The sequence below is a fragment of the Lysinibacillus sphaericus genome, assembly GCF_006864135.1.
Lineage (GTDB): Bacteria > Bacillota > Bacilli > Bacillales_A > Planococcaceae > Lysinibacillus.
On the sequence record NZ_SADV01000004.1, the window covers coordinates 241,909 to 267,585 of the forward strand.

The window sequence follows — 25,677 nt, forward strand, 5'->3', positions numbered from 1 at the left end:
AAAGTCCAAAAATGAGGGAATGATATATATTATGCTTTCTTAATTCTAGGTTTCTACCAACCCTTGAGGGAGAGTGATCCGAAACCAATGAATTTTACAAGGTATAGGAGCTAAGCTGATTTCCTTAACTACTTAATTATTGTTTTGATAGCATGATTAGTATAGTCACATTTAAAATAAAAAATCATACCGACGCTGAAAAGAGTCTATATGCTTGGAGATATAATAGGGAAAACCGGCAAAAAAGTTGCCGGTTTTGGGATGATAATCAATTTTATTTTGTATCGTTTTTATTTTCAAATCGACCAGAAGCTAGTTTTTTGTTAGCTTCTGCTTGTTGGATTTGTTGTTTAATTTGATTAACATCAGTTTCATTCCCGAATTCTTGGTTCATCGAGTTAAAGTTTTGGTTGTTTTTATTCATGTATTTCACCTCCTAAAATTAGTCTGTACAAAAGACGCTTTATTATTCGTAGGATATCCTAAATGAAGTAGTATTGATTTACCAAGCATTATTTAAAGTGATTTTCATAAAAAATCATTTATGGAGATAAGAAAAAAAGCGTTGTCCCATGCTACAGTAAACTAATGAACAATTTGAGAATTAAATGAAAATAGAGCATAAAAAACGCTCTAAAAAAACTCATAAATCCCATGTTCAATGCAATAGCCCAGAAAAAACCCTAAAAGGACAACAGGTATCAAAAATATTTTAAATATTTTAGGTGAAAGAGTTTTTAGCAATATTACAACATAGATTCTCACACAAACTAAAATAACAACTATTAATAAAATCATCGAAGGTAAGAAGTATAACAAACTTGTTCCTTTTGATAACCATGAAAATATGTGCGTAACATTACCTCGTAATAAATGGAACAGTTAAAAACCCCAGCGTTAAACTGGGGAACGGTTTGTCAGGTTTAATCAAATACTATTTTTCTGGATAAGCCACATGCATCGGTGGGGGAACTAACCAGCCTTTAGTCTTATTAAGACGTAACAGTTTTGCGCCTAGTTGAGCTTTACCTGTGTGAAATTGAGCGTACATTAAAGCAATATCCTCCCTAGTTGACATCCCCATAACTTGACTACATGTAACTAACCCCGCAGCAAGGTCACCTGTTAGGGCTGCACTAATTTCAGGATCATTGAATTTCGCACCAGGGGGGATATCCTCTATTCGTGCAACTGGTCTCTCCGGTGGTGCAGGCGGGAGAGCAACGCCGTTAGTTTTTAGTATTTTTTCTAACTGTTTTGCTTCTTCTCTACAAGTGTCGATGATATCTTCGATTATTTTTCTTAAATCTTCATCACCAGAATGATTGTAAAACGTTTGATATCCAGCGATAAAGCCATAATTTACAGTGAGATGTGTCCAGATACTAAAGACTTCTCCGTAGTGTAATGGCTCGTCTTTTGGGTTGCCACTAAGTATTCCCATACTTGCACTTCCTCTCTTATTTGAACATTTTCAAACATGGATAGTATGGGTTAAAAAAGAAAAATAATTCGATTTTTAGCAATTAAAAAGATAACTTGTTCGAAGTGGCCATGACAGAAATGAAGGAAAGATAAAAAGAATTTGTATACCACTATTACAATGCTTGTTTGTGACTTTTGTTTAGAAAAATAAAATTATAAAAGGGTCACTTGGGATGGAGTGACCCTTAGAAGGAAATCGGGATGCAAAGCAAATTTACTTTACATATTTAGAATATGATTTAGAAGTTATGATTATATAGTTTATTAACCATGAAAGTGTATTTAAAAATATAGAATAGGGAATTGATTAAATTATTATGATTGCGATAGCGTAGTGCTTTTTAAAAATCGGGGCGATGCATGTGCAACACATAACTATCACGAAGATAATGTATGTTCAAGTATTTAAAAACAATACAACTAAAAAGTGTACATCTGAAAATCTTAGAAGAGACACGGGGGATACTACAAAATGTATTCATTTGATGAGGAAAATGTATTTCGTAATAACTTGGATGAATCGTTTCATTTAGAACGCGCCCAAATACGTTTACGTTGCAGAAAGAGCAAATGTTTAAAGTGTTAGCTAAATCTAAAGACAAAAATTCCTAAACAAACATGTTGAATTTTTTATATAAACCAAAAAGAAATAGTTGTTGATGGATAAGACCAATCACAGTTGGATAAAATATTTGTGAACTTAAAAAGTTCAAATTTCAAGGATTGGGAGGACTAAATATGTCATCTGAAATGGGAGAAATACATCGTACTGGTCGAGACATTAACGACGTAATAGTACATTTTGGTGGGCAAGCCGAGAGTGTTTTTAGTTCATTGGCTGAACAAGGTCGACTTTCAATACAAAAGAAAGCAGACGAATTAGCTGTACAGTATCTTGAAAGTAATCCTAATCCAGACTATTATGATTGTGTTGAAATTGTAGCAGAAGGCGTTTTGACAGCAGGGAACGAAATAAAGGCTAGCAGTGGTTCTTGGGGAGAATCAGTAGATGCCGCACTTGGTGCTGGTGTTGCAATTCCATCTGCAAAAATAGCTTGCCAAAGAATAACGATGTCTTAACATTAATTTTTGAAAAAGCGTAGGCGTAAAAAGCTTATGCTTTTTGATATTTATTGATTTCTTTTATCCTCTCCTCAATAGTAATTTTGGTTGTCAGGCCATTCTTGTCCATAATATCTGTAGTATGTAACAAGTCCGATCAATAGCTGCCTATTTAGCAGGCAATGAGGAAGCTTCGCAACGTGGATTTCCCAACTTACTAAGTTAACCCATATTTTTTTAGACAGTTCTACCAAATGTACATCAAAAGGTGAAATACTAAGGTTAGATTGAATAATGAAAGATATCCTCAATGTTAAGATTAAAATGCCACCACAGTAAAAGCATATTTTAAGACTTCTTTTAGTTAAGAAGCTGCTGGCAATTTAAAGGTAAATGTCAATTTGAACATATGGGGGATGACTTACTAGAAATTGAAAGAATTTACATTAGAAATAAATATCAAGGAAAAGGACTTGGAAGACATTTAATTAACAAAGCGATGGAAATAGCTGTAGCACAAAACAAAAAAAGCATCTGGTTAGGTGTTTGGGAAAATGATAATGCCATTGGTTTTTACAAGAAAATAGGTTTTATCCATGAAACACGTAATATGGAATTTAATGAGCACCGTACAAAAGCATTAGCATTACAGTGTAAGCAACTAAAATACTAAACGCCTGTATACAATAACAAAATGACAGGCGTTTAGTATCTAATAGATGTCTTCATTGATCGGTCTCAATTGGCCTTAGTAATCTAGAACTTCGATTTTGTCTTCTCCTAATTTTACTTAGATCATAAAATAATCTTTGGTAATCGTTTCTTTCTGGAAATCCTTATATATATTAATCATAAGAATATTATCAAAAATATGGCGAGTTATTTTTTTTTGAAGATATTTCAGCATTAAAAATCATACATAAAGTTTTAATCCCTTGTTGTAATTGTAGTTCACTCATAAATGAAAAACTTAATCGTAAATGACATTTTTCATGTTCTACTGGAAAACAAGCAGAACCTGGTAAAAATGATACGAGATTTTTTTTAGCTTCTATAAGAAGTTGATTTGTATCCATCCAATTCGGAAGAGTAATCCATATGTTTAGTCCCCCTTTAGGTACCATCCACGTAATCCCGTCAGGAGAGTATTGTGATAGTAATTCGAGTGACAAATCCCGTCTTACTTTTAAGGCTGTTCTTAATTTTTTCATATGATCTATCATTTTTTTTGAAGTAATAAAGGGTAATAATGACTTTTGTGTTAGTAAAGGACTACCCAAATCTGCATTAGATTTAGCAGCTAGTAGACGATTGAAAATAGAACCTGATGCTGAGAGAATTCCAATTCTGCAACTTGGAGCTAGCGTTTTACTTAATCCTTTTAAATAAATTACATGACCATAATTATCCATACTTTTAATAGGGGCAGGGGGCTTTTTATCAAAATAAATCTCACTCCATGGGTCATCTTCTACAATAATACATTGAATACTTTTAGCGATTTCCAAAATTTGTCTACGTCGCTTATGTGACATAACTACACCAGTGGGGTTATGAAAGGTAGGTATTGTATAAATAATCTTTGGTTTGTATTTATCACACAAATTTTGAAGTATATTTAAATTCATACCATCACTATCTACTGGAACAGTAAGTATGGTAGCCCCTCTTCCTCTAAAAATGTCTATCGCTCCTGGATACGTGGGACTTTCCATTATCACAACATCATTTGGACCAATAAATGTTCGAGCAATAAGATCTATTCCTTGTTGAGATCCATTTGTAACTAAAAGGTTTTCAGGTGTAGTAGGAACATCGAATTGTTTTAAATAGTTAGACATTGCTTCTCTCAGTTTATACTCACCTTGGATTTCACTATATCGAGATAATATCCTTGGATTTTCAGAAAGCATTTTATGAATTTCTTTTTCTAAATATTGATTAGGGAGAAGCCCTGGGTCAATCATTGATGAAGAGAGTTGAATTTCACCTTGAACGTGATGAAAGCGAGAAAACTGCGCTCTTGGGAGATAATCTTGTATCGATAACTGCCAATTAAATGGTGGTTCATCTGTTTTTGAATTACTTACATCTGATTCGTCAATATTCACAAACGTTCCTTTTCCTTGAATAGAAATAATAAAATTTTCTTTTTCGAGTTCTTTATAGGCTTTGACTACAGTAACAAAGCTAACTTCTAATTTTTTAGATAATTCCCGGACAGAAGGTAACTGGCTTCCTTCTCGTAATAGACCCGATCGTATATGGTCAACTATTGATTGGAAAATTTGTTTAGAAAGAGAAGTCTCTGATTTTCGTTGAATTTCAATATGCATGTCTATCCTCCATAAAGTGTTATAGAAGTGTATTGAGTGTTATACCTAGTTTCGTTATAAAATAAGGTGATTCAAATGAACACATTATAACATTAGGGAGGATGCTTTGCTATGTATACAGTAGGTAGGTGAGTTATATAAAATTACGGAATATTTAAACAATTATAAAAAGTAAACAGGAGGGTTTATTTAATGAAATATTATGTAGTGGATGCTTTTGCGGAAAAAATATTTGAGGGTAATCCTGCAGGTGTTTGTATTATGGATGAGTGGCTGCCTGAAAAAGTGATGGAGAATATAGCTATCGAAAACAACCTTTCTGAAACAGCATTTGCTGTAAAAGAAAAGAATAGAGACAGTTATCATTTAAGATGGTTTACACCTGGAGGAGAAATTGATCTATGTGGACATGCTAGCATAGCTACTGCTTATACTATCACTAACTTTTATGACAAAGAACTTAAAAATATCAGATTTCAAACTAAGAGTGGAGAACTGCTTGTTGTGAAGAAAAATGATCTTTATGAATTAGATTTCCCAAGTATAAAGCTTAAAGAATATACATTGACAAAACAGATGGTGGAAGCACTTGGTATAGAACCTGTAGAAACTTTTTTAGGTAGAGATTTGGTGTTTGTACTTGAAAAAGAAGAAGATGTACGCAACTTGTCTCCTGATTTTACTAAATTAGCGAAATTTCCGGAGGGACTTGCTGTTTTTGTGACTGCAAAAGGAAATGAAGTTGATTTTGTTTCTAGAGCCTTTTGGCCAAAACTAAATGTAAATGAAGATCCAGTTTGCGGTTCAGCACATTGTAGTTTAATTCCATTATGGGCAAAACGACTAGGAAAAAATGAAATGATTGCTAGACAACTCTCTAAACGTGGTGGAACACTATACTGTAAATACAACGATGTTAGAGTAAAGATTAGTGGCTCAGCTGTTTTATATTCAATTGCGGATCTACAATTATAAAAGCGAAAAAGACTTCAAAAAAAAACAATTTTCAAGATTGTAAAAGATAAGAATGGTGATTTTAAACTATGAATACCAAAGGTTTTGACCCAGAAAATTTTTTAGCAAATCGTATTAAAACCATTAAGCCATCAGGTATTAGACGCTTTTTCGATTTAGCTTATCAAATGGACAATGTTATATCACTGGGAGTAGGTGAGCCTGATTATGTAACGCCATTAAATTTTCGTGAAGCAAGCATTTTATCATTAGAGAAAGGTTACACGGCTTATTCTCCTAATGCTGGGCTTATTCAACTTCGAAAAGAAATTTCTGACTATTTATACAATAAATTCAATGCAAAATATTCATTTGAAAATGAAATTTTAGTAACTGTAGGATCTTCTGAAGCTCTTGATATTGCTATAAGAACTATCGTTAATCCTGGTGATGAAATAATAGTGATAGAACCTAGCTATGTATCGTACTCTCCAATTATTGAAATGGCGGGTGGAAAAGTAGTAACTATCCAAGCATTGGCTAATTTTGATTTTAAGCTCCAACCTGAGCAATTAGAAAAAGTTATAACAGAAAATACAAAAGGAATAATCATTTGCTCTCCTAATAATCCCACTGGAACTGTCCTAAATAGGAGAGACCTTGAAAAAATTGCTGAGGTAATAGTAAAACATAATTTACTGGTCCTTTCGGATGAAATTTATGCGGAAATTTCTTATGATGCCCCCTTTACAAGTATGGTTTCCATCCCAGGTATGAAGGGTAGAACCATTTTAATAAATGGATTTTCAAAAGGTTTTGCTATGACAGGATGGAGATTAGGATTTGCTTGTGGACCATCAGAAATTATTCAAGGAATGTTGAAGGTACATCAATATTCCATAATGTGCGCTCCTACAATGTCTCAATTTGCAGCCATAGAAGCTTTAAGAAATGGTCAGGGGCAAGTTAGAAAAATGGTACAAAGTTATAACGACCGTAGACGTTATATTGTTAAAGAATTCAATGAAATGGGACTTTCATGTCATTTACCAGGAGGAGCTTTTTATGTATTCCCAAATATTTCTTCAACAGGCTTATCAAGTGAAGAATTTGCTGAAAAACTACTAATAGATGAACATGTTGCTGTAGTACCAGGTTCAGTATTCGGTAAAGGTGGTGAAGGGTATATAAGATGTAGTTATGCTACTCGTTTTGAACTTTTACAAGAAGCCATGCTACGAATTAAAAGATTCATAGATAAAGAAATTTTATAAAATATTTATCCAACAGAAAAGAAGTGAAATTAAGAAATTGAAAATTCATTATGCGTGGATAATTGTACTAGTCATATTTATAAATCTATTGGCTGTTCAAGGCGTTCGTTTATCATTTGGTGCATTTATTGAGCCTTGGGAAAATGACTTTCAATTGGACCGAGGAACAATTTCACTTATCTCAACAATTAGTTTTATTGTTTATGGAGTATCACAACCATTTATTGGAACATTAGTTGATAAGTTTGGTCCGCGCTTAATACTTTCATTAAGTACTATTCTAGTGGCAATTAGCTTTTTATTGATCGCTTTTGTCAATGATTTTTGGCAATTGATGATTATTTACGGACTATTTGTATCAATTGGGGTTGGAGGAGCATCAAATGTAGCTGCAACGGTAGTTGTTACAAACTGGTTTAATAAAAAACGGGGACTTGCTTTAGCAATAGTAGAAACTGGGTTTGGTGCAGGGCAAATGTTACTTGTACCAGGGTCTCTTGCTTTAATACATTGGATTGGTTGGAAAGGAACTGTTAGTGTATTAGGCTTAATTCTGGCCACAGTAATCTTTCCAATAGTCTTGTTTTTCATACGAAATAATCCTGAAGATAAAGAGTTGGAACCTATAGGAGGCCATAGTAAAAAAGACAGTACAAAAATTAAAAAGAAAAAAAATAACACATTTTTTAATTGGGAAGTTTATCGAAAAAAACAATTTTGGTTCATTATTTTGCCTTTCGCGATTTGTGGTTTTACTACAACAGGATTAATGGACACTCACTTAATCTCTATTGCACAGTTATGTGGTTTTTCAACAAGCATAACTGGCATAGCAGTCAGTGTTTTAGCCGCATTTAATATAATAGGAATAATAATTTCAGGTGTTATAGCTGATCGATGGAGTAGTCGTAAGTTCCTAATAGTTTTATATATAATTCGGCCACTTTCTCTTTTATTACTTTTCGATAATAGTAATCCTTATCTATTCATAATTTTTGCTATGATTTTTGGTTTAGTTGATTTTGCAACTGTAGCTCCTACTCAATTATTAGCAACCCAACATTTTAAAAATTATTCAATAGGTTTTATTATAGGCTGGCTATTTCTTAGTCATCAAATAGGTTCTGCATTAGGGGCATATGTTCCAGGTCTAATGTATAATTTCCATGCCAATTATAATTCTTCTTTTTATCTATCGATAATTATTTTATTAATTGGTGCAACTTTCACCTTTTTACTTCCTGAGCAAAAGACTCTAGAGAAAAAAAAACAAAGTACTATTTAAGTATGGGAGATTAACATCTAATTTAAATGTGTGCTTTTATTTAGGACATGTAAATAATTTTGTTTATTTTACTTATGTTGAATAAACAAAATGCGACAAGATAAACATTAATGGAAGACACCAAAGTCTAAACTAATTTTTACGTTGAAGTAAAGTTTAGACTTTGATGTCCTTGTCCATTTGTCTGTAGATTCTTATCCATATACCAGATATTATGGGGAGTTGACGTATCTAAGGGGGAATTTCTGTTACAGGTTGAGAAAAACTATTATATAGTACGAACGGAACAGGTTTAGTTTAAAAGATTGTTAAAGAGGCAAATGGAAGTAGCTAAATGGATTCCTTTAGGAAACATAGATGATGGATACAAAATATGGGCAGGAACAAAAATTAGAATGTACAATGTTGTATAAGAAACCATAGACTATCAAAAAACTCATAATTGCTACAATACTAAATACAATTTTAGCTAAGTATGAAACTTTTTTATAAAAGCTTCATACTTAGCTAAAACTAAAAACTCTATTTTGAACAATCTTTTATCAAAATGGAGTTTTTGCATTCGCTAAATAAGGATTGAAAAGAATTTTTTTATCAAACCTTATTCCAAGCCAACTTTAAAAAACCTTTAATTAAAATATAACGTATAAAAAACTACCCACTCCAGCGAATGGTAGTCTTAAAAGTGTTGATTTATATAAAGTTTGATGAAAAATCCTGTTAATTCAGGATTTTTTTATGTGTGCCCGGTATGCGTATGAACTATAGGGTGCAAGTCCCGAATACAATACAAATTCATCAATGGCTGTATGTATGAATCATCACAAGTGCAAGTCGAAAAAGTTCTATGGGGAAATGACATATTCAAGCCCTCCTCCACGCCAAATAATTTTAGTTTACATAATATAAAACCTTGGTCACAACTTTCTTATTATCGTGATAGTTCCTATAATTTATCGTTCATAAGGGGATTATTCGTTTAAATAATACTAATTATCGTTTAATATAGATTTGTCCAATTAAATTCGACACCCTAAAACTGTAGTCTATAGTTGCAGAAAATCAGGGAAGTATTCTCCCTGAATTATGTCAAAAAAGGAAACATGGAATGTTTTATTGTGCGCTGTGAGAACGATCGAGATGGGCAAACGGTACGTGTTACTGAATCTCGATACGTTTCATAGCGTTGTTATTATTGTATAAACGTTATTTTAATATAGTCAATATTTAATTTTATACAATGAATTTAAGGGAACAGCATAGTAAAATTTATAAATTAAAGAGTATAGAAATAAAAAATAATGTAATTATAAGAGAAAGAATGGAGAAAATATGCAAAAAAACATTTTAATTGTAGAAGACGAAGATATTTTACGTGAAATAGTTAAAGATTATTTATTAAATGAAGGTTACGGTGTGCTAGAAGCAGCAGATGGAAAAGAAGCTTTAACCATATTTGAAGAACACGAAGTACATTTAATTATTTTAGATATAATGTTGCCGGAGTTAGATGGATGGTCTGTTTGTAGAAGGATTCGAAAATCATCCAATGTACCTATCATTATGTTAACGGCTCGTGTGGATGAAGATGACACATTACTTGGTTTTGAGCTAGGTGCAGATGATTATGTTACAAAGCCTTATAGTCCGCCAATTTTATTAGCAAGAGCGAAACGATTGATTGAAAGTCGAAATTCTTCTGCAGAAAATGAATCAACTGAAGATAGATTATCCAGTAGTGGCATCCATGTACATTTTCCCTCACGTACAGTAACTGTAGATGGAGAAACGATAACCCTGACACATACTGAGTTTGAAATATTAACGTATTTAATGCAAAATCAAGGGATTATTATCACGAGAGAACAATTAATTATTAAAATCTGGGGTTATGAATTTGCTGGGGATGATCGTACTGTCAACAGTCATATCCGTAATTTGCGTCATAAATTAGGACATAAAGCAACTTGTATTGTAACTGTTGTCCGAGCTGGTTATAAATTTGAGGGGAATGTATGAAAAAAGGCATAGTATTAAAATTATTTTTGCTGACAACAGCATTATGTACACTTATTTTAGTTACTATTTTTATTGGACAAACCATTTTTTTTAAGCAATTCTATGCTAACAGAAAAGTCAATGATGTTATAACAAGTATTGAATCTTTTGAAAAAGCATATGTAAAGGTTGAGTATGATTCTAAAAAAATTCAAGAGTTGGAACAAAACTTTTACCAAAAAAATGCAGCATGGATTACAACGTTAGACAGTGTAGGAAATATTAAAACCGCAAATGATTTTTCTTTAGAAATACAATTAGATCCTTCTAAAAACAAGAATTTCTCTAATCGTGTAATTCATATCCCACTATATAGTTTTATCGATATAGAAGATATACATCGAACGGCTTTTCTTTTAGAGCAGGGCAATCGAATTACTATTGATGGAGTACAAAAAGGTGAAAAAATGGTTCCTGCAATTTTAACAATTGAAAATGGGAATGTTGCTCTAGAGAATAAGCAACTATCAGAAATGTTATATGGAAAACAAACTCCAGAACCTACACCAAAAACAGATTCACAAATATATGTAGTAGGAAGTATTAAGAAAGTACAACTACCACAGGGAATAGTTGGGACGAACTTTATTTATGCCAATAGTGTGTTAATAAACAGGGTAAAACAATTTCAAGTGAACTTAATTATGAATGAAAATCATAATAATTTTGTTTCTACAGAAATAATGGATTATGAGGAGAATGGTGTTAAATATAAAATAATAATTAAACCGACAAAAGATTCTACTGGTAAAATAAATTATATTTTTGCTATGACATCATTACAACCAGTCGATGAAGCTGTGCAGATGATAAAGGATTATTATGTATATTTAATTATATTTGTATTACTTCTTATAGTTTTAGTATCATTCTACTACTCCAAAAAAATTGCGAAACCATTGCTACAAATAAATAATACTACAAAAAAAATCGCGGATTTGGATTTTTCAGAAATGATACCTATTACTACCAAAGATGAAATTGGCAATTTATCGCACAATATTAATACACTTTCAAAAACTTTGCATTCCTATATTACTCAGCTGCAAGAAGATATAGAGAAAGAAAAACAATTAGAAAATACACGTAAAGAATTTATTGCCGGTGTTTCACATGAATTGAAAACGCCTTTAAGTATCATGAAAAGCTGTATTTCAATTCTGGAAGACGGAGTCGCTAGTAATAAAAAAGATTATTACTTTAAAGCAATGTCAAAAGAAGTAGATAAGATGGATACGCTTATTATTGATATGCTGGAGCTAGCAAAATTTGAATCCGGTACGTATAAGATGGAAATGGATGTTTTCTTTATTGATGAGATTATAGAGTATATATACGAGCAAGTAGCTTTAGACATAACTAATAAGCAATTGCATGTTCGTAAGTATCTTTCAAAAATTGAAGTAGTTGCAAATCAAAATAGAATTGAGCAGGTTATTACGAATTTTATTACCAATGCTATTCGTTATACGCCAGAAAACGAAAATATTATTATTTCAACTATTGAAGAAGAAGAACGTGTGAAGGTATGTGTAGAAAACAAAGGGACACATATCGCTCCAGAACATTTAGAGAAAATATGGGATCGTTTTTATAGGGGAGATACCTCCCGTCAACGTTCCAAAGGTGGGACAGGATTGGGCCTTGCTATTTCCAAAAATATTTTAGAGTTACATGGCGTACAATTTGGTGTATCAAATACTGAAGATGGCGTATTATTTTACTTCTATTTAAATAAAAAAGTGTAGATTTAAGTTCTACACTTTTTTAATTTTAAACAATATCGATCTAATCTGCATTTTATCTTTATCAGTATTCATTAATATTTTCATTAGAAAATGAATTGAAAGCTGATAAGGAGATAGTTGAAATGAACAAAAGAGCGATATTGTTTTTAATTATTATGTTAATAATAGGCATAGGTTTTAGTTTAGTAAGTGCTAAAGGACAGAAAAATGTATCAAAAGAAGATTTCCGCTTGAGTGGAAAAACAATTGTCATTGATCCGGGTCATGGTGGAAGAGATAGAGGGACAGAAGGAAAGGTCCTAGGGACAATTGAAAAAGACCTTAATTTAATAGTAGCTCTAAATATAAAAAAAGAGCTAGAAAATAGAACGGATGCAAAAGTTATTTTAACACGTGAAAACGATACTAGTTTACTTCCAGAAACGAAGCAAAAAGAAGAATTACAAGCACGTGTCAAAGTGGCTAAAGACCATTCAGCAGATCTATATATTAGCATTCACCATGATGCTTTTGAGGATACAAATGTAAAAGGAATAACAACTCATTATGGAGTTAATAAAAGAAAAGATAAGAAATTGGCTAAAATTGTACAAAAAGCTATTTTTAATCAAAATATAGATACTCGCGATAGAGGTGTTCAAGGTAGCGATTACCTTGTTCTAAGAGAAAATTCTTCACCAGCAATTTTAATTGAGTTAGGCTTTACATCTAACGAAGATGATGAAAAAACAATGAATTCAGCAGAATTCCAAGAAAAAACGCAACAGGGTATTGTTGATGGCATCATTGAGTATTTTACTAGTTAACAAAATTACTAAATTGAAAATACAATTCTTTCTATGATTTAATCAGAAAGAATTGTATTTTTTGTATGTTCAATTGAATTGGTAAAAATAGGAGAGTTTTGTATTAAAAAAAGACGTAACAGATACACGTATTGAAGGGACAGGAGAAAGCATTCATTACGCATCTGCTATAAAGAGCGATAAATGCTATGACAGTTGGATATTTCCTCCTTATAAAGTGGATTGACCAGTAACCTCTATCTAATATCTTCGCTTGTTATACGGGATCACTTTGCCCCCAACCAGCCTAATCAGGTGTTAACAAGTAGGAGGCGAACAGTTTAGTTATCGGGATCAAGACCCACGGCAGGTCCGTTCTACCCCGGCTACTATCAATCTATAAATTGAATAAAAACAGTCAACAAAATTTATCCAGTTGACCTTATAATCCGAACGGAGCAGGTTTGTTGAATAACGTCGTTTGACTTGTGCTCAACAATCGGGCCATAATGTGGAATAATAAAATTCGGTATTATTTTAATGTGTAGCAGACTTAGTAATTACATTTTTTTATTTTTTAAACAATGAGGAGAGTCAATATGGAAGTAGTATATTTTGCAGGTGGATGTTTATGGGGAGTACAAGCTTTTATAAAAACTTTACCTGGAGTTAAGTTTACAGAAGCAGGAAGAGCTAATGGGACAAGTCATACACTTGAGGGTGATTATGATGGATATGTCGAATGTGTAAAAACAAGATTTGATCCGACAGTTGTAACAATCAGGGAATTAATGGGGTATTTATTTGAAATCATTGATCCATACAGTTTGAATAAACAAGGACAGGATGTTGGCGAGAAATACAGAACCGGAGTATATAGTGAAAAGCCTGAACACTTAAAAGAGGCGAAGGCGTTTCTTAGTGAGAGAAATGATTACGACCTTATAGTTGTTGAAGTATTACCCCTTACAAACTATATGAGAAGTGCAGAAGAACATCAAGATCGATTAGCTAAATGTCCAAATGATTATTGTCATATTCCAGAAGAAATATTAAGTAGGTATAAGTAAGGGAGATTATTAAAAGATGGTTTATGGCATCTTTAGTTTTTAGAAATACTTTACCCTATAATAAGGGGAGCAGAACTGTTTAGTCATTTCAACGATCGGGCGCGATTGTTTAATTAGCGTCTCTGTTCTTCTTAAACTCCCATGAAAGAACTTAATCATCTTTCATTTTCTGTGGTGACGTGCTGCTTTTTGCACTTCATGGATGGCTAACGGGACTTTAGTGCAATAAGGGTTTCAAAAGCAATCAAACTTTTTTATAAAAAAATTTAATCTTCCACATTAGTATAAGAGTATGTTTTGATCAATTTTTTTCAAAACATGCTCTTTAGATTTGTTCTCAAATAAAGATTGATAAAATTAATTTAATCAATCTTTTTTAAATCTACACCTTAAATACTGATGGATTGAAGAAATACCATTTAAACAGTGTAAGAGATGGGGAGAAGATTAAAAGCAATTAATTAATAAGGAAATAAAGTGATGTGGAATAGTAAAAGAAGCAAAGTGAATGTCTAATTAAACATTTAAATACATTTATCGCTGTGGTAAGTCCTTAATGCAAGAAAAAAATAGAGAGTGGGGAACACTCTCTATTTTAGACAATTTTATTTAAGGGCTTTATCAAACGTTTTTTCTATTTCATCAGAGTCTTTTGAAATAGCTAAGAGAATATAGCTATCTTTTGATTTCAAGACATGTTTTTCTATTAAGAAATATTCTTCTGGTAAATAGTCTTTAAAGCTTTTAGATTTTTTTTCGATTCTATTTGATATTTTCTCTTTAAGGTTGTCCACATTTTTCATATCTTTCACTTTAATCACAGCAATTTCATCAGCTTTAATGTTTGTAGGGGCAGTATAAAGAACAAAACTTTCAACTTCATCAGCATTTATGTTATATAACTTTTGAAGTTTTTTATTATCTCCTTCTTTCATGTCTTCTAAGTTAGTAATGTGTCTTATTTGTTCTCCTATTTCTATAGCAGAAGGATTACCAGCTGTTTCTTGTTTTCCAGAACAACCACTTAAAACTACTAGAGTAATAGTACAAACAAAAATAGTTATTATATTAAAAGATTTTATTAAATTTCTCATAGGTGTAATACTCCTTGTCGTTATTCGGATAAATCAGTTATAGATGAATCCTCAAAGAATGTATTTGCATTGTAAAGCAATAGCATTTCATCGATGTTGTTTTTTTGTATAAACATATTTAGGTTATCGTTATAGTATCTAAGATCAATTACATGAATTTCACTAAAATGTGATAGTAAAAAGGGAAGTAAGGCATTTGCAAAAGAATCTTTTACAACTAATAATTTTTTTCTATTCGTATTTTCAGTTGTTATCTTCACTAATGGATGATTTCCGTTGAAAAAGACAGTATATTTATCTTTTTTCTTGATGTTATTCATCTCATAAAGGGATCTAGAGGTTTTATCTTCATCAACATATTCCACTTTGTATTTGATAGCTTCCTTAGGCTCGTATAATTCAATGCTATCAGGATCTATATGTCTAAAACCTGCTTTTGAATATAGTGAACCATAAAAACTATTAGTAATTTTTTTCATGTTGAATGACTCGTTTGAGTTAGGAGTAAATTTCATATTTTTACTTAACTCTAGGTAGGCATAATATGCGCCTTTAGTAGTCCAATGATGATCGGTTTTATAATATATATATTCGTTCTTTTTTGAACTCAATATAGGATATACATCAATAAAATTGATATCCTTATTCAAGGATTTCTTTACTTTATCAATATACGTAACCTCATCAATATGAGAAACATAATGAGGAAGTTTATTTTCTAAAATGCTAATTGCCGTAGGAACCAACATTACGTGCTTTTGCACATTTGGGTTTGCAAGATGAAAGTCATTTATTGCTTCAATTTTACTTTTCACATCTTGATCTTCAGGTTTATTAAATTTTTGAAGTAAAAAACCATTCTTACCGATATACACTCCGTTATTTTCTTTTTTCCCAATTGTTCGATCTATATCAGATTTCATGCTTATCCAAAAATCTCTAAATGCAAACTGGTCAGAAATATATTTTTCATAGTTAGGAGTGTATTTTTTATCTAAAAGATTTTGAATAGAGAACGTTGGTAACTGTTCTAAGTTTCTATTCTCTGAATCTGAAAAAGATTTATTTGGAGTGAATAAATTAATACTGAACATTCCACCTATAAATAGCGACAACAAACATGCCATTGTACGTTTGTATATTTTTTCATTCTGACTCAAGCAGCTCACCTCTTTCAACTAAATATGATGTTCTATAGATAAAAATTAAAACCTAAAATATAGGAATGGATTATAAGTGTCGTTTACTAAATAGGCAGTTGAAAGAACTACTAGTATTACATAAAAGATTGGCATACAAATAGCGCCTGGCAATTTTAACTTTTCTCTTATATATATAAGTGCTTTTTTGGGGAATGGTGTTGAACACATCGCTAAGATGCAAAATAGCATAAAATTAGTTGTTAGATAATAGAGTGTATTATTATCCAAGAAGGCAGTTTGACTAAAGCCAAACATTGTTCCAATGAAACTAATTGCGACTGATAAGTTATCAAATTCAAAAAATACCCATCCTATCAATACGATTATAAGTGTGTATACATGTGCAATAACACGCAATCTATTTTTAAGCCATTTTAAAAGAAATAGCTTTTCTAGTGTTACAAATAATCCAAAATACAGTCCCCAAACAACAAAATTCCAGCTAGCTCCATGCCATAATCCTGTTAAAAACCAAACAATAAACAAATTTCTAAGCTGTTTGAGTAATCCTACCCGATTTCCCCCAAGAGGAATGTAGACATATTCTCTAAACCAAGAGCCTAATGAAATGTGCCATCTACGCCAAAACTCGGTGACACTTTTGGATATATAGGGATAGTTAAAGTTTTCTGGGAAATCAAAACCAAACATTTTTCCTAAACCTTGAGCCATAGCTGAGTAACCTCTAAAATCAAAATAAATTTGGAAGGCAAAAGCAGTAATCCCAAGCCATGCTGTTAGAATAGTAAGTTCTGACATAGAAGTTGTTTTAACACTTGTCCAAAGAAGTCCTATATTATTAGCTAAAAGTACTTTTAGTGCAAGTCCTCTAATAAACAGTTCCATTCCTTCGCCAAAGCGATCTAAAGTTACTTTTCTATCTTGTAATTGTTTATCAATATCGCTGTATTTTACAATAGGCCCAGCTACAAGTTGAGGGAACATCGTTACATAAGTACCGAAAGAAATAATATTTTTTTGTGCAGGTACTTTCCCTAAATATACGTCTATCACATAAGACATCGTTTGAAATGTATAAAAAGAAATTCCGATTGGAAGAGGGAGAGTCTCAACGTGAATATTTAAGTTAAAAATGGTATTAATGTTGTCCACTACGAAACCATAATATTTGAAGAACCCAAGTATCACCAGATTTATTACGATTGAGTTAATAAATATAGCTTTTGTAATACCCTTATGACTTCTATATTTGTCTATAAGTACTCCATTCACATAGTCAAATAGGGTAGAGAATATCATAATTACTATATATACAGGTTCACCCCATGCATAAAAAATTAGACTGACTATAAATAATACAAAGTTCCGAAGAACCTTAGGGGATAGATAGTATAAAAGAATTGCTAAAGGTAAAAAAACAAAAAGAAAAATTAAGCTACTGAATACCAAGATTCGTCACCTCCTAAATAGTTAAACTTTACTTTTTAAAAAATTTACAGTCCCTCTATTAGAACTGTAAATTTTTTATTTGGACATTACTTAACGGAAACTTTTAAAAAATCGAGTAGCTGCGTATAATAATCAGCTTTAAAGTGTACTCCATCTTCATCATGTAAGTCAGTGTTTTTGTCAAAAATCGGGGATAAATCAATGTATTCTGCTTTTTCAGCTTTTGCTAATTCTTTAAGTTTCGCATTATATTTATCAATGTGTTTATATTGTGGAAACTCCTGTATTGCTTCATCTGTAACAGGTGTTACAGATAAAATGTGTATTTTTACATTAGGAAGCTTTTTCTTTACTTTTTGAATTAGTTTTGAATAATTTTCTAATGAATACTTAACTGGATTATCGATAGGGTTTCCTTCAAGATCCATTGGCATCAGTAAATCATTAATACCAAAACTCATAAAAATGTGTTCAGGGTTTTTTTCTACTACTTTTTCAACATCTTCTTCTATGGCCATAACTGTGACTTTACCTGCATCAGCGATAACATTTGTATCATCGATTAATTCTTGGTAGCTAATTCCTTCTGTAATAGAATCTCCAAAAAATAAGCTATTTTTAAAAATAGCTTTATATATGTCTTCCGTTTTTTTTTCATGTGCTGTATTTCCTTTTTCTACACAGGCTACAGAGGTTAGTGCAATAGCCCCCATTAGTAAACAAATACATACTTTCTTTAACATTTTTTTCTTCCTCTCAAATCATATTTTTTGTAAGCGATAGTCGCTTGCATAAGCATTTGTCGTTTACAAAATATAGATTAATTGTTATGGATAAAGATAAGATGGAGATAGGGTAAATTTCATTTAAAGATATGCAAAGTTACGAAGGGGAGCTTGAAAAAAATTAAATTAGTTTAAATTCAGATGAGCCAATTCAAATAAGAGAATGTGAATTGTGATAAATAATAAGGAAGGGAAATATGCTTGAACTCAAAAGAGTGGTCACTAAGCAAACGTTATGGAGGGATTGGGCGCAACGGTCAAATCTACGTTGGATTATGTTGAAGAGATTGCGAGTCGCAGGCCGTCACAAGTGTTCCTGTCAATTGGGCAGAACGATCTCGGTGAACCGCTAGAGGAAGCGAGGAAGACGTTCGTACAGCGATACACCCAGCTAGTTGATCGTATTAGGGACTTGCTGTCGGCGGCACGCATCTACGTGCTGTCGATTACGCCGGTAGATGCAGCTTCGCCGAACGGTTCGCTCATGAACCAGCAGATTGAAACATACAACGTAGCCCTACAGAAGATGGCGCAAGAAAATGGGATAGACTACATTGACCTTGCTCCCATTTTCCAGAAGCAGAAGATTCAATTCGATAAAGACGGCTCTCATTTCACGAGCGCATTCTACCCAATTCTGCTGGACTATTTGAATGAGTGGACGGATCTAGCTTATCAGCTCCGCGGTTCAAAGATCACCGATTCGAACGAAGCCTACAAAGTAGCGTTCAGACATAGTGTTTTCCTGGAAGATCCCATACTTGGGGCGTTACCTTATCTAAACAAACTGGATTCGGCGAATGCCATCTCCGAGCGGCGCGACGCTCGATCTTGCCCTCCTGAACCTCGAGAAACTCGCCAGCCGGGAGCCGCAACATGTATTCATTCTACTGGGTAGCAATGATATCCGATTGCCGGACAAACCGGAATTCATCGAGCGCTATCGCCAGCTGATCGGTACATCCAGAATAAGCTTCCGAAGGCCATGCTCCACATCTTATCAATTCCACCGGTCGCCGGGGAAGCCATGCAAATATTAAGGACTTCAACCAAGCGCTTGAACAGTTGGCCGATGAAGTCAAAGTAGATTACGTGGACTTATCACCTCTCTTACATCCAATAAAATCCATTACGCGGACAACGGTGTTCATTTGAAGCCATATTTCTATAACCCGCTCATAAACTACTTGAAGGGGCATGTAGAGTAGGGAAATATCCGGTTTAGTCGGAATTACAGGACCAACTCCAAAGAGCCAGTAAGTTAAGTATTCTAATCAATGCAACCGGTGTCTGGATTGATGTTATTTATATTGGGAAAAGTGAAGGAATAAAAAAATTTGAAAGAGAATCTACTGCATCACATTTCTCCTCCTGGGTGGGAGCATATCAATTTTCTTTGTGAGTATGCCTTCCAATATAAAAGTGACAGTCCTAAGTGCATTACGACTACTCAGTATCCAAGACACAGAAGCTGATAGTTCCTTAGTATAGGAATTACCGGCTTTTTTCGCCTGCAAAATCTCTTAGCGTGGGTTTTATGTCATTTTGATTCGCGTTACCCGAATAAGTTAAGGACAAAAAAAATGGGTGGATAGCCTTTGTAGTGAGTTTTCGGGCAATTTATTTGAATGGAAGATTAGAACAGGATAGAAAAATGGAGAAGTGAGTGAGTTTATATATTATTTTAGGAATTTTAGATACGATTTCAGATGGAATAAATTTAGCTGCAGCAGGTCAATTAATTATAATATTCTCACTGAAGAGCAACAATCTTTACGAAAACTGCTCTAATTTTAAACAAAATTGACCTTATCTGCATTTTATCTTTATCAGTATTCATTAATATTTTCATTAGAAAATGAATTGAAAAACTGATAGGAGATTTTCAAATGAAAAAATAACAATATTGCTTGTAATAATGTTAATAATAAGTGTTGGTGTTGGTTTTAGTTTGTTGAAAATTAAACGCAGAAAAATGTATTAAAAGATAGTTTACGTTTGAGTGATAAAATAATTGTAATTGATCTGGGGAATGGTGGAAGAGATAGGTCAGATAAGGGTTAGTCGGTCGCATAAGCATCCGCAACTTACAAAATATGGATTATTTTTTATAAATAAAGACTAATATAGGGGGTAATAAATTTTGGGCGAACAAAAATATTCAGAACATTACTCGCAACTTTGGGATATTTCAAATACTTTAATTGAAATGGAAATTGCACTTAAAAAGGCAACATACATTCAACAAGAAGTGTTTAGTGAGTATTTTGGAAAGCTTAATATTCGCAATGATAAGGAGACTCAACAATATGTAATTTGGGACTATGATCGTTACGATGTATTTTCCCAAATTGTTGTAGATAATCTTAATGTAATATCGAATAAACTTGCTGAACTAGACCAAATGGTTAGTGTATCAATGGATGCGGCAAAAAAAGAGGGGAAACATTTTGATTGAAATTAAACGACTATTTTTGATTTGGGGAAAATAGTCGTTTTTAAATACGCATTAGTTTTCTTTTGTTTTTATTGTTGGAAATTACGTACAAGAGAAGTATTTATTTAAAACGGATATTAAAGGGTTGATGCGAGGGAATGTAGTTGTAGTAGAGGGAAGAAATGAAGGTGAAACAGAAATAGCTGTTTTTTCTAAATATGTTGCTGAAGACCTGTTTCCTGGACATCAGCGGAAAGTAATATTGAAATAGTAGATAAAATACGTTTAAAAATGCAGTGAAAACAATGGTAGAGTTGTTTGAAGATGTAGAAATAACAACAGAAAAATACAATCACTATCGTAAAGGATTTAAAAAGAATGGAGGTTTAAGTGATGAAGAATTACGAGTGAAAATCAAGTGTAGCATCCTATAGATTTTCTCCCGAGAAGGCAGAGTATTACTTTTTCGGGAAAGAGAAATTTATTATAAAAGATGGTGTGATCGGCTATACATAGAGCAGTTATAACAAAATAAAACAGTTTGGAGAGCCACATGTTGAAATGTGGCTTTTTTTCTTTTATTTTGAACTTCGTGAGAACAATCGAGTAAGAGGATTACGCATTTAATTAAATTTCAATTCGTTTCAGAACACTGTAATATGTTCTTTTGAATTTTAATCCACAATCACGGAGAGAAAAACGGTTTCTAGTAGTTCATTATTAGGAGTGGTGACGGCTACTTCTTTATTAGTTTCTATTAATTATATAGCAAATATTTTGTATAAAGTGGCAATAAAATTATTCTTTAACTGACTTAGATATTATCTGCATTTTATCTTTATCTATCTCCACTAAACTATTTATTGTAATAAACGCTTACAAAAGGTTTAGCTTTTTAACAATCAATATTAATAGTCAATAGAGAGAGGATAGACAAATTATGAAAGAATCAAAGGATAAAATAAATGTAACTAAGGTGGTAATATCCCTAGGAATTGTTCTAGCAACATGTTTTTTCATATTCTTTTTAATTGGAAAGTTCAACACTATTCCAGCGAATACGCAACAACATGAAATAAAAGTAAATGAAGCATCATCAAAAAAGGTAAATGAAGCACCACCAAAAAAGCAAGAAAGACTGGATGGAAAGCCAGTTGGGAAAGTTGTTTATTTAACATTTGATGACGGTCCTACTTCACTAACAAGTCAATTTTTAGAAGTACTAAAGGAACAAAACATTAAGGCAACATTTTTTATGATAGGAAGTAATTTGCAAAATACGAATTATCAGGAAAATGTAAAACAAGCAATAAAAGAGGGACATTATATCGGTGCGCATAGTATGACGCATAATAGTGATAAGCTATATAAAAAAGGACAATTCGTACCAGAGATGAAAGAAACATTAGCTCTTATTCATGATATTACAGGAACAAATCCTAAACTAGTTCGCCCACCGTATGGTTCTGCACCAGGATTGGAGAGTAAAGAAATTCGCAATCAAATTGCAGAATCAGAAATAAGGGTTTGGGATTGGACAATTGATTCTCGTGATTGGGAATTAAAAGGGAATCCCAATAAGATTATAGAAAATGTAAAAAAACAAACGACAGATGATCTAGAAGTTGTTTTGATGCATGAAAAACCACAAACATTACAAGCTCTTCCTGAAATCATTAAATTTTATAAAGAGCAAGGATATGAATTTGGAGTATACAACGATGCAAACCACTTTTATCTAAACTTTCTAAAGGATCACCGACTATAACATATAAATATTATTTTTAGACAGTAGTTTTTACTAATAAAAACAAAGGATAACTTTTAGTCCTTTAAGGTAATAATGTTCTTATTTACTTATAAACAAGGCATATCATATAAAGTCTTTTTATTTCAGCTCTAATTGGTACTGAACTGCATGTACTTATGGACCTCATTTCTATAAACGGCTGGTTTAATGGAACAATATTATAACCTAACGCCAAAACAATGAATTCAGTTGGATCTAATAGACTTGAAGGAATTGATAATAATAGAAAAAGGGGCCGATGTTTAGCTTTATAGTACCGATTTAACATTATAACTAACGTCAATAAGTATTATATAGTGGAGAAAAAGAGAATTACGAAACTATATACAATGCTCAATTGTTTTAAATTTAAAGCATTTAGTTATTATAGGGAACTTGAGTAATATTTCTCTTGAGTTAGATAGTAGGATTTTTGAAAAGTCACTCATATTTATGAATGGGTGACTTTTTTTAGATTATTATTAAATGATGGATAGATTTTCATTCAGATACACCGAAATATGGAACCTTCGCTAATTTTCCATTAGTGACCATTTGCGTTTTGAAAAGACAAGGTAAATTTTAATCCATGTCATCCGTAAAACTCGCAAGGCTTTTATTATACGCTGTGTGAGCGATTGAGATGGGCAACGGTACGTGTTACTAAATCTCGATTCATTTTATAGCCGCGTTGTAAAAATTAGTAAATTAAATTGAAAACATTTGTGAGAATCATCAGCTATAAAGGGAGATTAACAATTTTAATTGAGGAATAAAAGAAGAAACCAAAGTCTAAACTTTTTTGACATCGAAGTAAAGATTAGACTTTAACGTCCATGTACATATGAGTTTTGACATATTAAAGCTGCCCTCCTCCACGCCAAATAATTTTAGTTTACATAATATAAGTACCTTGGATACAATTTTCTATTTATCAGATGCTTCTTATAATTTATTGTTCAAATAGGATTATTCGTATAAATACTTATAAGCAATGCATCACACTAGAAAGTCTCAAAAGTTTTTAGAAAAAATGGGTGAAAATCTATTGCAATTATTGGTCAATAAGCATAATATAAGTGAATAGTTATATAACAATTTAATCACCTGTAATCGGGTAGGTGATTTTAATTTAAATTATATATAAGTAAACGGTTATGTAAGGAGAGCTATAAATGGAAAATACACTAATTGAAAAACAATTAAAAGCAGCAGCTGATTTGAACCGTATTAAATTACTTGCATGTATGAAAAATGGGGAGGTTTGTGTATGTGATTTTGTGGATGTTCTAGGAATTTCACAGCCAGCAGTTAGTCAGCATCTTCGAAAATTAAAGGAGGCTGGCATTATTACTGAACGAAAGGTTGGTACATGGAAACATTATCGTTTAGTGGAGAAACAGACACCGCTTATGAAGGGGATTTTAGAACAAATCGAGCCATTAAATGGATGCCATTGTGGCTCTGACTGTACACACATAGGGGAGGAAAATTAGTGGGTAATGAATCTTTAACAAAACAGCTTTCGTTTTTAGATCGCTACCTTACTCTTTGGATTTTTGTTGCGATGGGTATTGGCGTTCTATTAAGTATTACAATGCCTAATATCGGTGAAGCATTAGAATCCATGTCGGTTGGTACAACATCCGTACCGATTGCTATAGGGCTAATTGTGATGATGTATCCGCCACTGGCAAAAGTAAAATATGAAGAAATGTGGCGTGTATTTAAGGATTGGAAAGTTCTTTTACTATCACTTTTTCAAAACTGGTTACTTGGACCGTTCTTAATGTTCTTTTTAGCGATTATCTTCTTGCATGATTATCCAGAATATATGGCTGGGCTCATTATGATTGGTTTAGCTCGATGCATTGCAATGGTTATCGTGTGGAATGATTTAGCGCGTGGAGATCGCGAATATGTAGCTGGTCTAGTTGCCTTTAATTCTATTTTTCAAATCGTAACATATTCGATTTTTGCTTACTTTTTCTTAAATGTATTACCTGGTTGGTTTGGCTTAGAGAATTTTAAAGTATCCATTTCTATGTGGGAAATTACGAAAAGCGTCCTTATTTACTTAGGAATACCATTTGCTGCTGGATTCCTCACACGTTTAATAGGTATGAAAACAAAAGGGAAACAGTGGTATGAGGAAAGGTTCTTACCAAAGATTTCACCACTTACGTTAATTGCTCTCCTATTCACAATTGTGATGATGTTTGCCTTAAAGGGTGAGAAATTATTGGAATTACCACTTGATGTAGTGCGAATTGCTATCCCATTATTCATTTATTTTGTCGTGATGTTTGCAGTTTCTTTCTTTTCTTCACGTAAGGTAGGTGCATCTTACCCTGTCACTGCAGCCCTTTCGTTTACAGCTGCTAGTAACAACTTTGAGTTGGCAATTGCTGTAGCTGTAGGTGTTTTTGGACTTCATAGTGGCGTTGCTTTTGCCGCTGTTATCGGTCCTCTTGTAGAAGTACCTGTACTCATTGGGCTTGTATGGGTTGCCTTACGCTGGCAGAAGAAATATTATAAAACCAAAATTTTTCAAGCTGACAAATAGAAGGATGGAAAATCCATGACAGTGAATCGTGTCAGTATGTTAACAAAAGGATATTTCATTTCCTATTTGACTCTTATTATGACTAGTAGAGAATATACATTAACTCAAGCTAATTCATTTGCTCTTGATTTCTTCTTTAAAGGAGATAAAGAACGTTATGGTTCTTCAACATGGTCACAATCCGAGAAAGCTAAAATAGAAATTGAGAAAAAAATAGGGAGATTAAAGCATGTTAATTGAATCAGAAAGCTTTAAATATTACTGGCCTAGCTTAATGCTAGACGTAAAATACATTATATATAAGAAAATGCTTATATTAAAAATTTATAGCGAAGAA

The 25,677-nt window shown here is 32.6% G+C and carries 21 protein-coding genes and 2 pseudogenes; 16 read left to right on the forward strand and 7 right to left on the reverse strand.

All coding sequences use genetic code 11. The annotated features are described in order from the left end of the window. Nucleotides 1–274: 274 nt before the first annotated feature. Both C7Y47_RS07220 and C7Y47_RS07225 read right to left on the reverse strand, forming a co-directional pair. On the reverse strand, nucleotides 275–424 hold the full coding sequence (locus tag C7Y47_RS07220; protein WP_142508149.1) for a gamma-type small acid-soluble spore protein: 150 nt from the start codon (nucleotides 422–424) through the stop codon (nucleotides 275–277). Nucleotides 425–934: 510 nt separating this feature from the next. Continuing rightward, on the reverse strand, nucleotides 935–1,444 hold the full coding sequence (locus C7Y47_RS07225; RefSeq protein ID WP_142508150.1) for a DUF3231 family protein: 510 nt from the start codon (nucleotides 1,442–1,444) through the stop codon (nucleotides 935–937). Between the two features lie 779 nt (nucleotides 1,445–2,223). On the opposite strand from C7Y47_RS07225, the gene C7Y47_RS07230 reads away from it, so the two are divergent. Continuing rightward, nucleotides 2,224–2,565: a hypothetical protein gene (locus tag C7Y47_RS07230; protein WP_142508151.1), complete on the forward strand. Its 342-nt coding sequence runs from the start codon at nucleotides 2,224–2,226 to the stop codon at nucleotides 2,563–2,565. A gap of 373 nt (nucleotides 2,566–2,938) precedes the next feature. Beyond that, nucleotides 2,939–3,220 (forward strand): annotated as a pseudogene (locus C7Y47_RS07235) (GNAT family N-acetyltransferase); the annotation flags it as partial. Nucleotides 3,221–3,410: 190 nt separating this feature from the next. Here C7Y47_RS07235 and C7Y47_RS07240 read toward each other — a convergent pair. Then, nucleotides 3,411–4,883: a PLP-dependent aminotransferase family protein gene (locus tag C7Y47_RS07240; RefSeq protein WP_142508153.1), complete on the reverse strand. Its 1,473-nt coding sequence runs from the start codon at nucleotides 4,881–4,883 to the stop codon at nucleotides 3,411–3,413. Between the two features lie 192 nt (nucleotides 4,884–5,075). Between C7Y47_RS07240 and C7Y47_RS07245 the strand changes: the two genes are divergently transcribed. The 7 genes from C7Y47_RS07245 to C7Y47_RS07275 all read left to right on the forward strand — a co-directional run bounded on the left by C7Y47_RS07245 (nucleotide 5,076) and on the right by C7Y47_RS07275 (nucleotide 14,057). Further along, nucleotides 5,076–5,858 (forward strand): PhzF family phenazine biosynthesis protein, encoded by a 783-nt coding sequence (locus C7Y47_RS07245; protein ID WP_142508154.1) that lies wholly within the window; start codon nucleotides 5,076–5,078, stop codon nucleotides 5,856–5,858. Nucleotides 5,859–5,926: 68 nt separating this feature from the next. Next, entirely contained in the window at nucleotides 5,927–7,111 is a 1,185-nt protein-coding gene (locus C7Y47_RS07250) for an aminotransferase (RefSeq protein WP_142508155.1), read from the forward strand. A 28-nt stretch (nucleotides 7,112–7,139) separates the two neighbouring features. Then, the gene (locus C7Y47_RS07255; protein ID WP_142508156.1) at nucleotides 7,140–8,396 is read left to right on the forward strand and encodes an MFS transporter; all 1,257 of its coding nucleotides are present in this window, start codon (nucleotides 7,140–7,142) and stop codon (nucleotides 8,394–8,396) included. Between the two features lie 1,332 nt (nucleotides 8,397–9,728). Next, complete coding sequence (locus C7Y47_RS07260; protein WP_142508157.1) at nucleotides 9,729–10,415, forward strand: response regulator transcription factor; 687 nt, start codon at nucleotides 9,729–9,731, stop codon at nucleotides 10,413–10,415. Then, the gene (locus tag C7Y47_RS07265; protein ID WP_142508158.1) at nucleotides 10,412–12,202 is read left to right on the forward strand and encodes a sensor histidine kinase; all 1,791 of its coding nucleotides are present in this window, start codon (nucleotides 10,412–10,414) and stop codon (nucleotides 12,200–12,202) included. The genes C7Y47_RS07260 and C7Y47_RS07265 overlap by 4 nt, the downstream gene beginning before the upstream one ends. A 122-nt stretch (nucleotides 12,203–12,324) precedes the next feature. Continuing rightward, nucleotides 12,325–13,008, forward strand: a complete 684-nt coding sequence (locus C7Y47_RS07270) for an N-acetylmuramoyl-L-alanine amidase family protein (RefSeq protein ID WP_142508159.1) — start codon at nucleotides 12,325–12,327, stop codon at nucleotides 13,006–13,008. A 578-nt stretch (nucleotides 13,009–13,586) separates the two neighbouring features. Continuing rightward, nucleotides 13,587–14,057 carry a peptide-methionine (S)-S-oxide reductase gene (locus C7Y47_RS07275; protein ID WP_142508160.1) on the forward strand — a complete coding sequence of 157 codons (471 nt, stop codon included), beginning with the start codon at nucleotides 13,587–13,589 and terminating at the stop codon, nucleotides 14,055–14,057. Nucleotides 14,058–14,662: 605 nt separating this feature from the next. Here C7Y47_RS07275 and C7Y47_RS07280 read toward each other — a convergent pair. From C7Y47_RS07280 to C7Y47_RS07295, 4 genes are all read right to left on the reverse strand, one after another. Continuing rightward, nucleotides 14,663–15,151 (reverse strand): DUF4358 domain-containing protein, encoded by a 489-nt coding sequence (locus tag C7Y47_RS07280; protein ID WP_142508161.1) that lies wholly within the window; start codon nucleotides 15,149–15,151, stop codon nucleotides 14,663–14,665. 20 nt (nucleotides 15,152–15,171) lie between these two features. Next, nucleotides 15,172–16,311 (reverse strand): DHHW family protein, encoded by a 1,140-nt coding sequence (locus C7Y47_RS07285; RefSeq protein WP_142508162.1) that lies wholly within the window; start codon nucleotides 16,309–16,311, stop codon nucleotides 15,172–15,174. Between the two features lie 45 nt (nucleotides 16,312–16,356). Beyond that, nucleotides 16,357–17,763: an MBOAT family O-acyltransferase gene (locus C7Y47_RS07290; protein ID WP_142508163.1), complete on the reverse strand. Its 1,407-nt coding sequence runs from the start codon at nucleotides 17,761–17,763 to the stop codon at nucleotides 16,357–16,359. Nucleotides 17,764–17,849: 86 nt separating this feature from the next. Beyond that, complete coding sequence (locus C7Y47_RS07295) at nucleotides 17,850–18,506, reverse strand: GDSL-type esterase/lipase family protein (protein WP_142508164.1); 657 nt, start codon at nucleotides 18,504–18,506, stop codon at nucleotides 17,850–17,852. Between the two features lie 286 nt (nucleotides 18,507–18,792). Between C7Y47_RS07295 and C7Y47_RS07300 the strand changes: the two genes are divergently transcribed. The 7 genes and pseudogenes from C7Y47_RS07300 to C7Y47_RS07325 all read left to right on the forward strand — a co-directional run bounded on the left by C7Y47_RS07300 (nucleotide 18,793) and on the right by C7Y47_RS07325 (nucleotide 25,580). Beyond that, nucleotides 18,793–19,446 carry a GDSL-type esterase/lipase family protein gene (locus C7Y47_RS07300; protein WP_255505062.1) on the forward strand — a complete coding sequence of 218 codons (654 nt, stop codon included), beginning with the start codon at nucleotides 18,793–18,795 and terminating at the stop codon, nucleotides 19,444–19,446. A gap of 333 nt (nucleotides 19,447–19,779) precedes the next feature. Next, nucleotides 19,780–20,023: pseudogene (locus C7Y47_RS26080) on the forward strand (hypothetical protein); the annotation flags it as partial. Nucleotides 20,024–20,691: 668 nt separating this feature from the next. Next, nucleotides 20,692–21,006 carry a hypothetical protein gene (locus tag C7Y47_RS07305; RefSeq protein WP_142508165.1) on the forward strand — a complete coding sequence of 105 codons (315 nt, stop codon included), beginning with the start codon at nucleotides 20,692–20,694 and terminating at the stop codon, nucleotides 21,004–21,006. A 919-nt stretch (nucleotides 21,007–21,925) separates the two neighbouring features. After that, the gene (locus C7Y47_RS07310; RefSeq protein ID WP_142508166.1) at nucleotides 21,926–22,753 is read left to right on the forward strand and encodes a polysaccharide deacetylase family protein; all 828 of its coding nucleotides are present in this window, start codon (nucleotides 21,926–21,928) and stop codon (nucleotides 22,751–22,753) included. 1,196 nt (nucleotides 22,754–23,949) lie between these two features. Beyond that, nucleotides 23,950–24,270 (forward strand): ArsR/SmtB family transcription factor, encoded by a 321-nt coding sequence (locus C7Y47_RS07315; protein ID WP_142508167.1) that lies wholly within the window; start codon nucleotides 23,950–23,952, stop codon nucleotides 24,268–24,270. Then, nucleotides 24,270–25,340 (forward strand): ACR3 family arsenite efflux transporter, encoded by a 1,071-nt coding sequence (arsB, locus tag C7Y47_RS07320; protein ID WP_142508168.1) that lies wholly within the window; start codon nucleotides 24,270–24,272, stop codon nucleotides 25,338–25,340. The genes C7Y47_RS07315 and arsB overlap by 1 nt, the downstream gene beginning before the upstream one ends. 15 nt (nucleotides 25,341–25,355) lie before the next feature. Beyond that, nucleotides 25,356–25,580: a hypothetical protein gene (locus tag C7Y47_RS07325; protein WP_142508169.1), complete on the forward strand. Its 225-nt coding sequence runs from the start codon at nucleotides 25,356–25,358 to the stop codon at nucleotides 25,578–25,580. Nucleotides 25,581–25,677 lie beyond the last annotated feature (97 nt).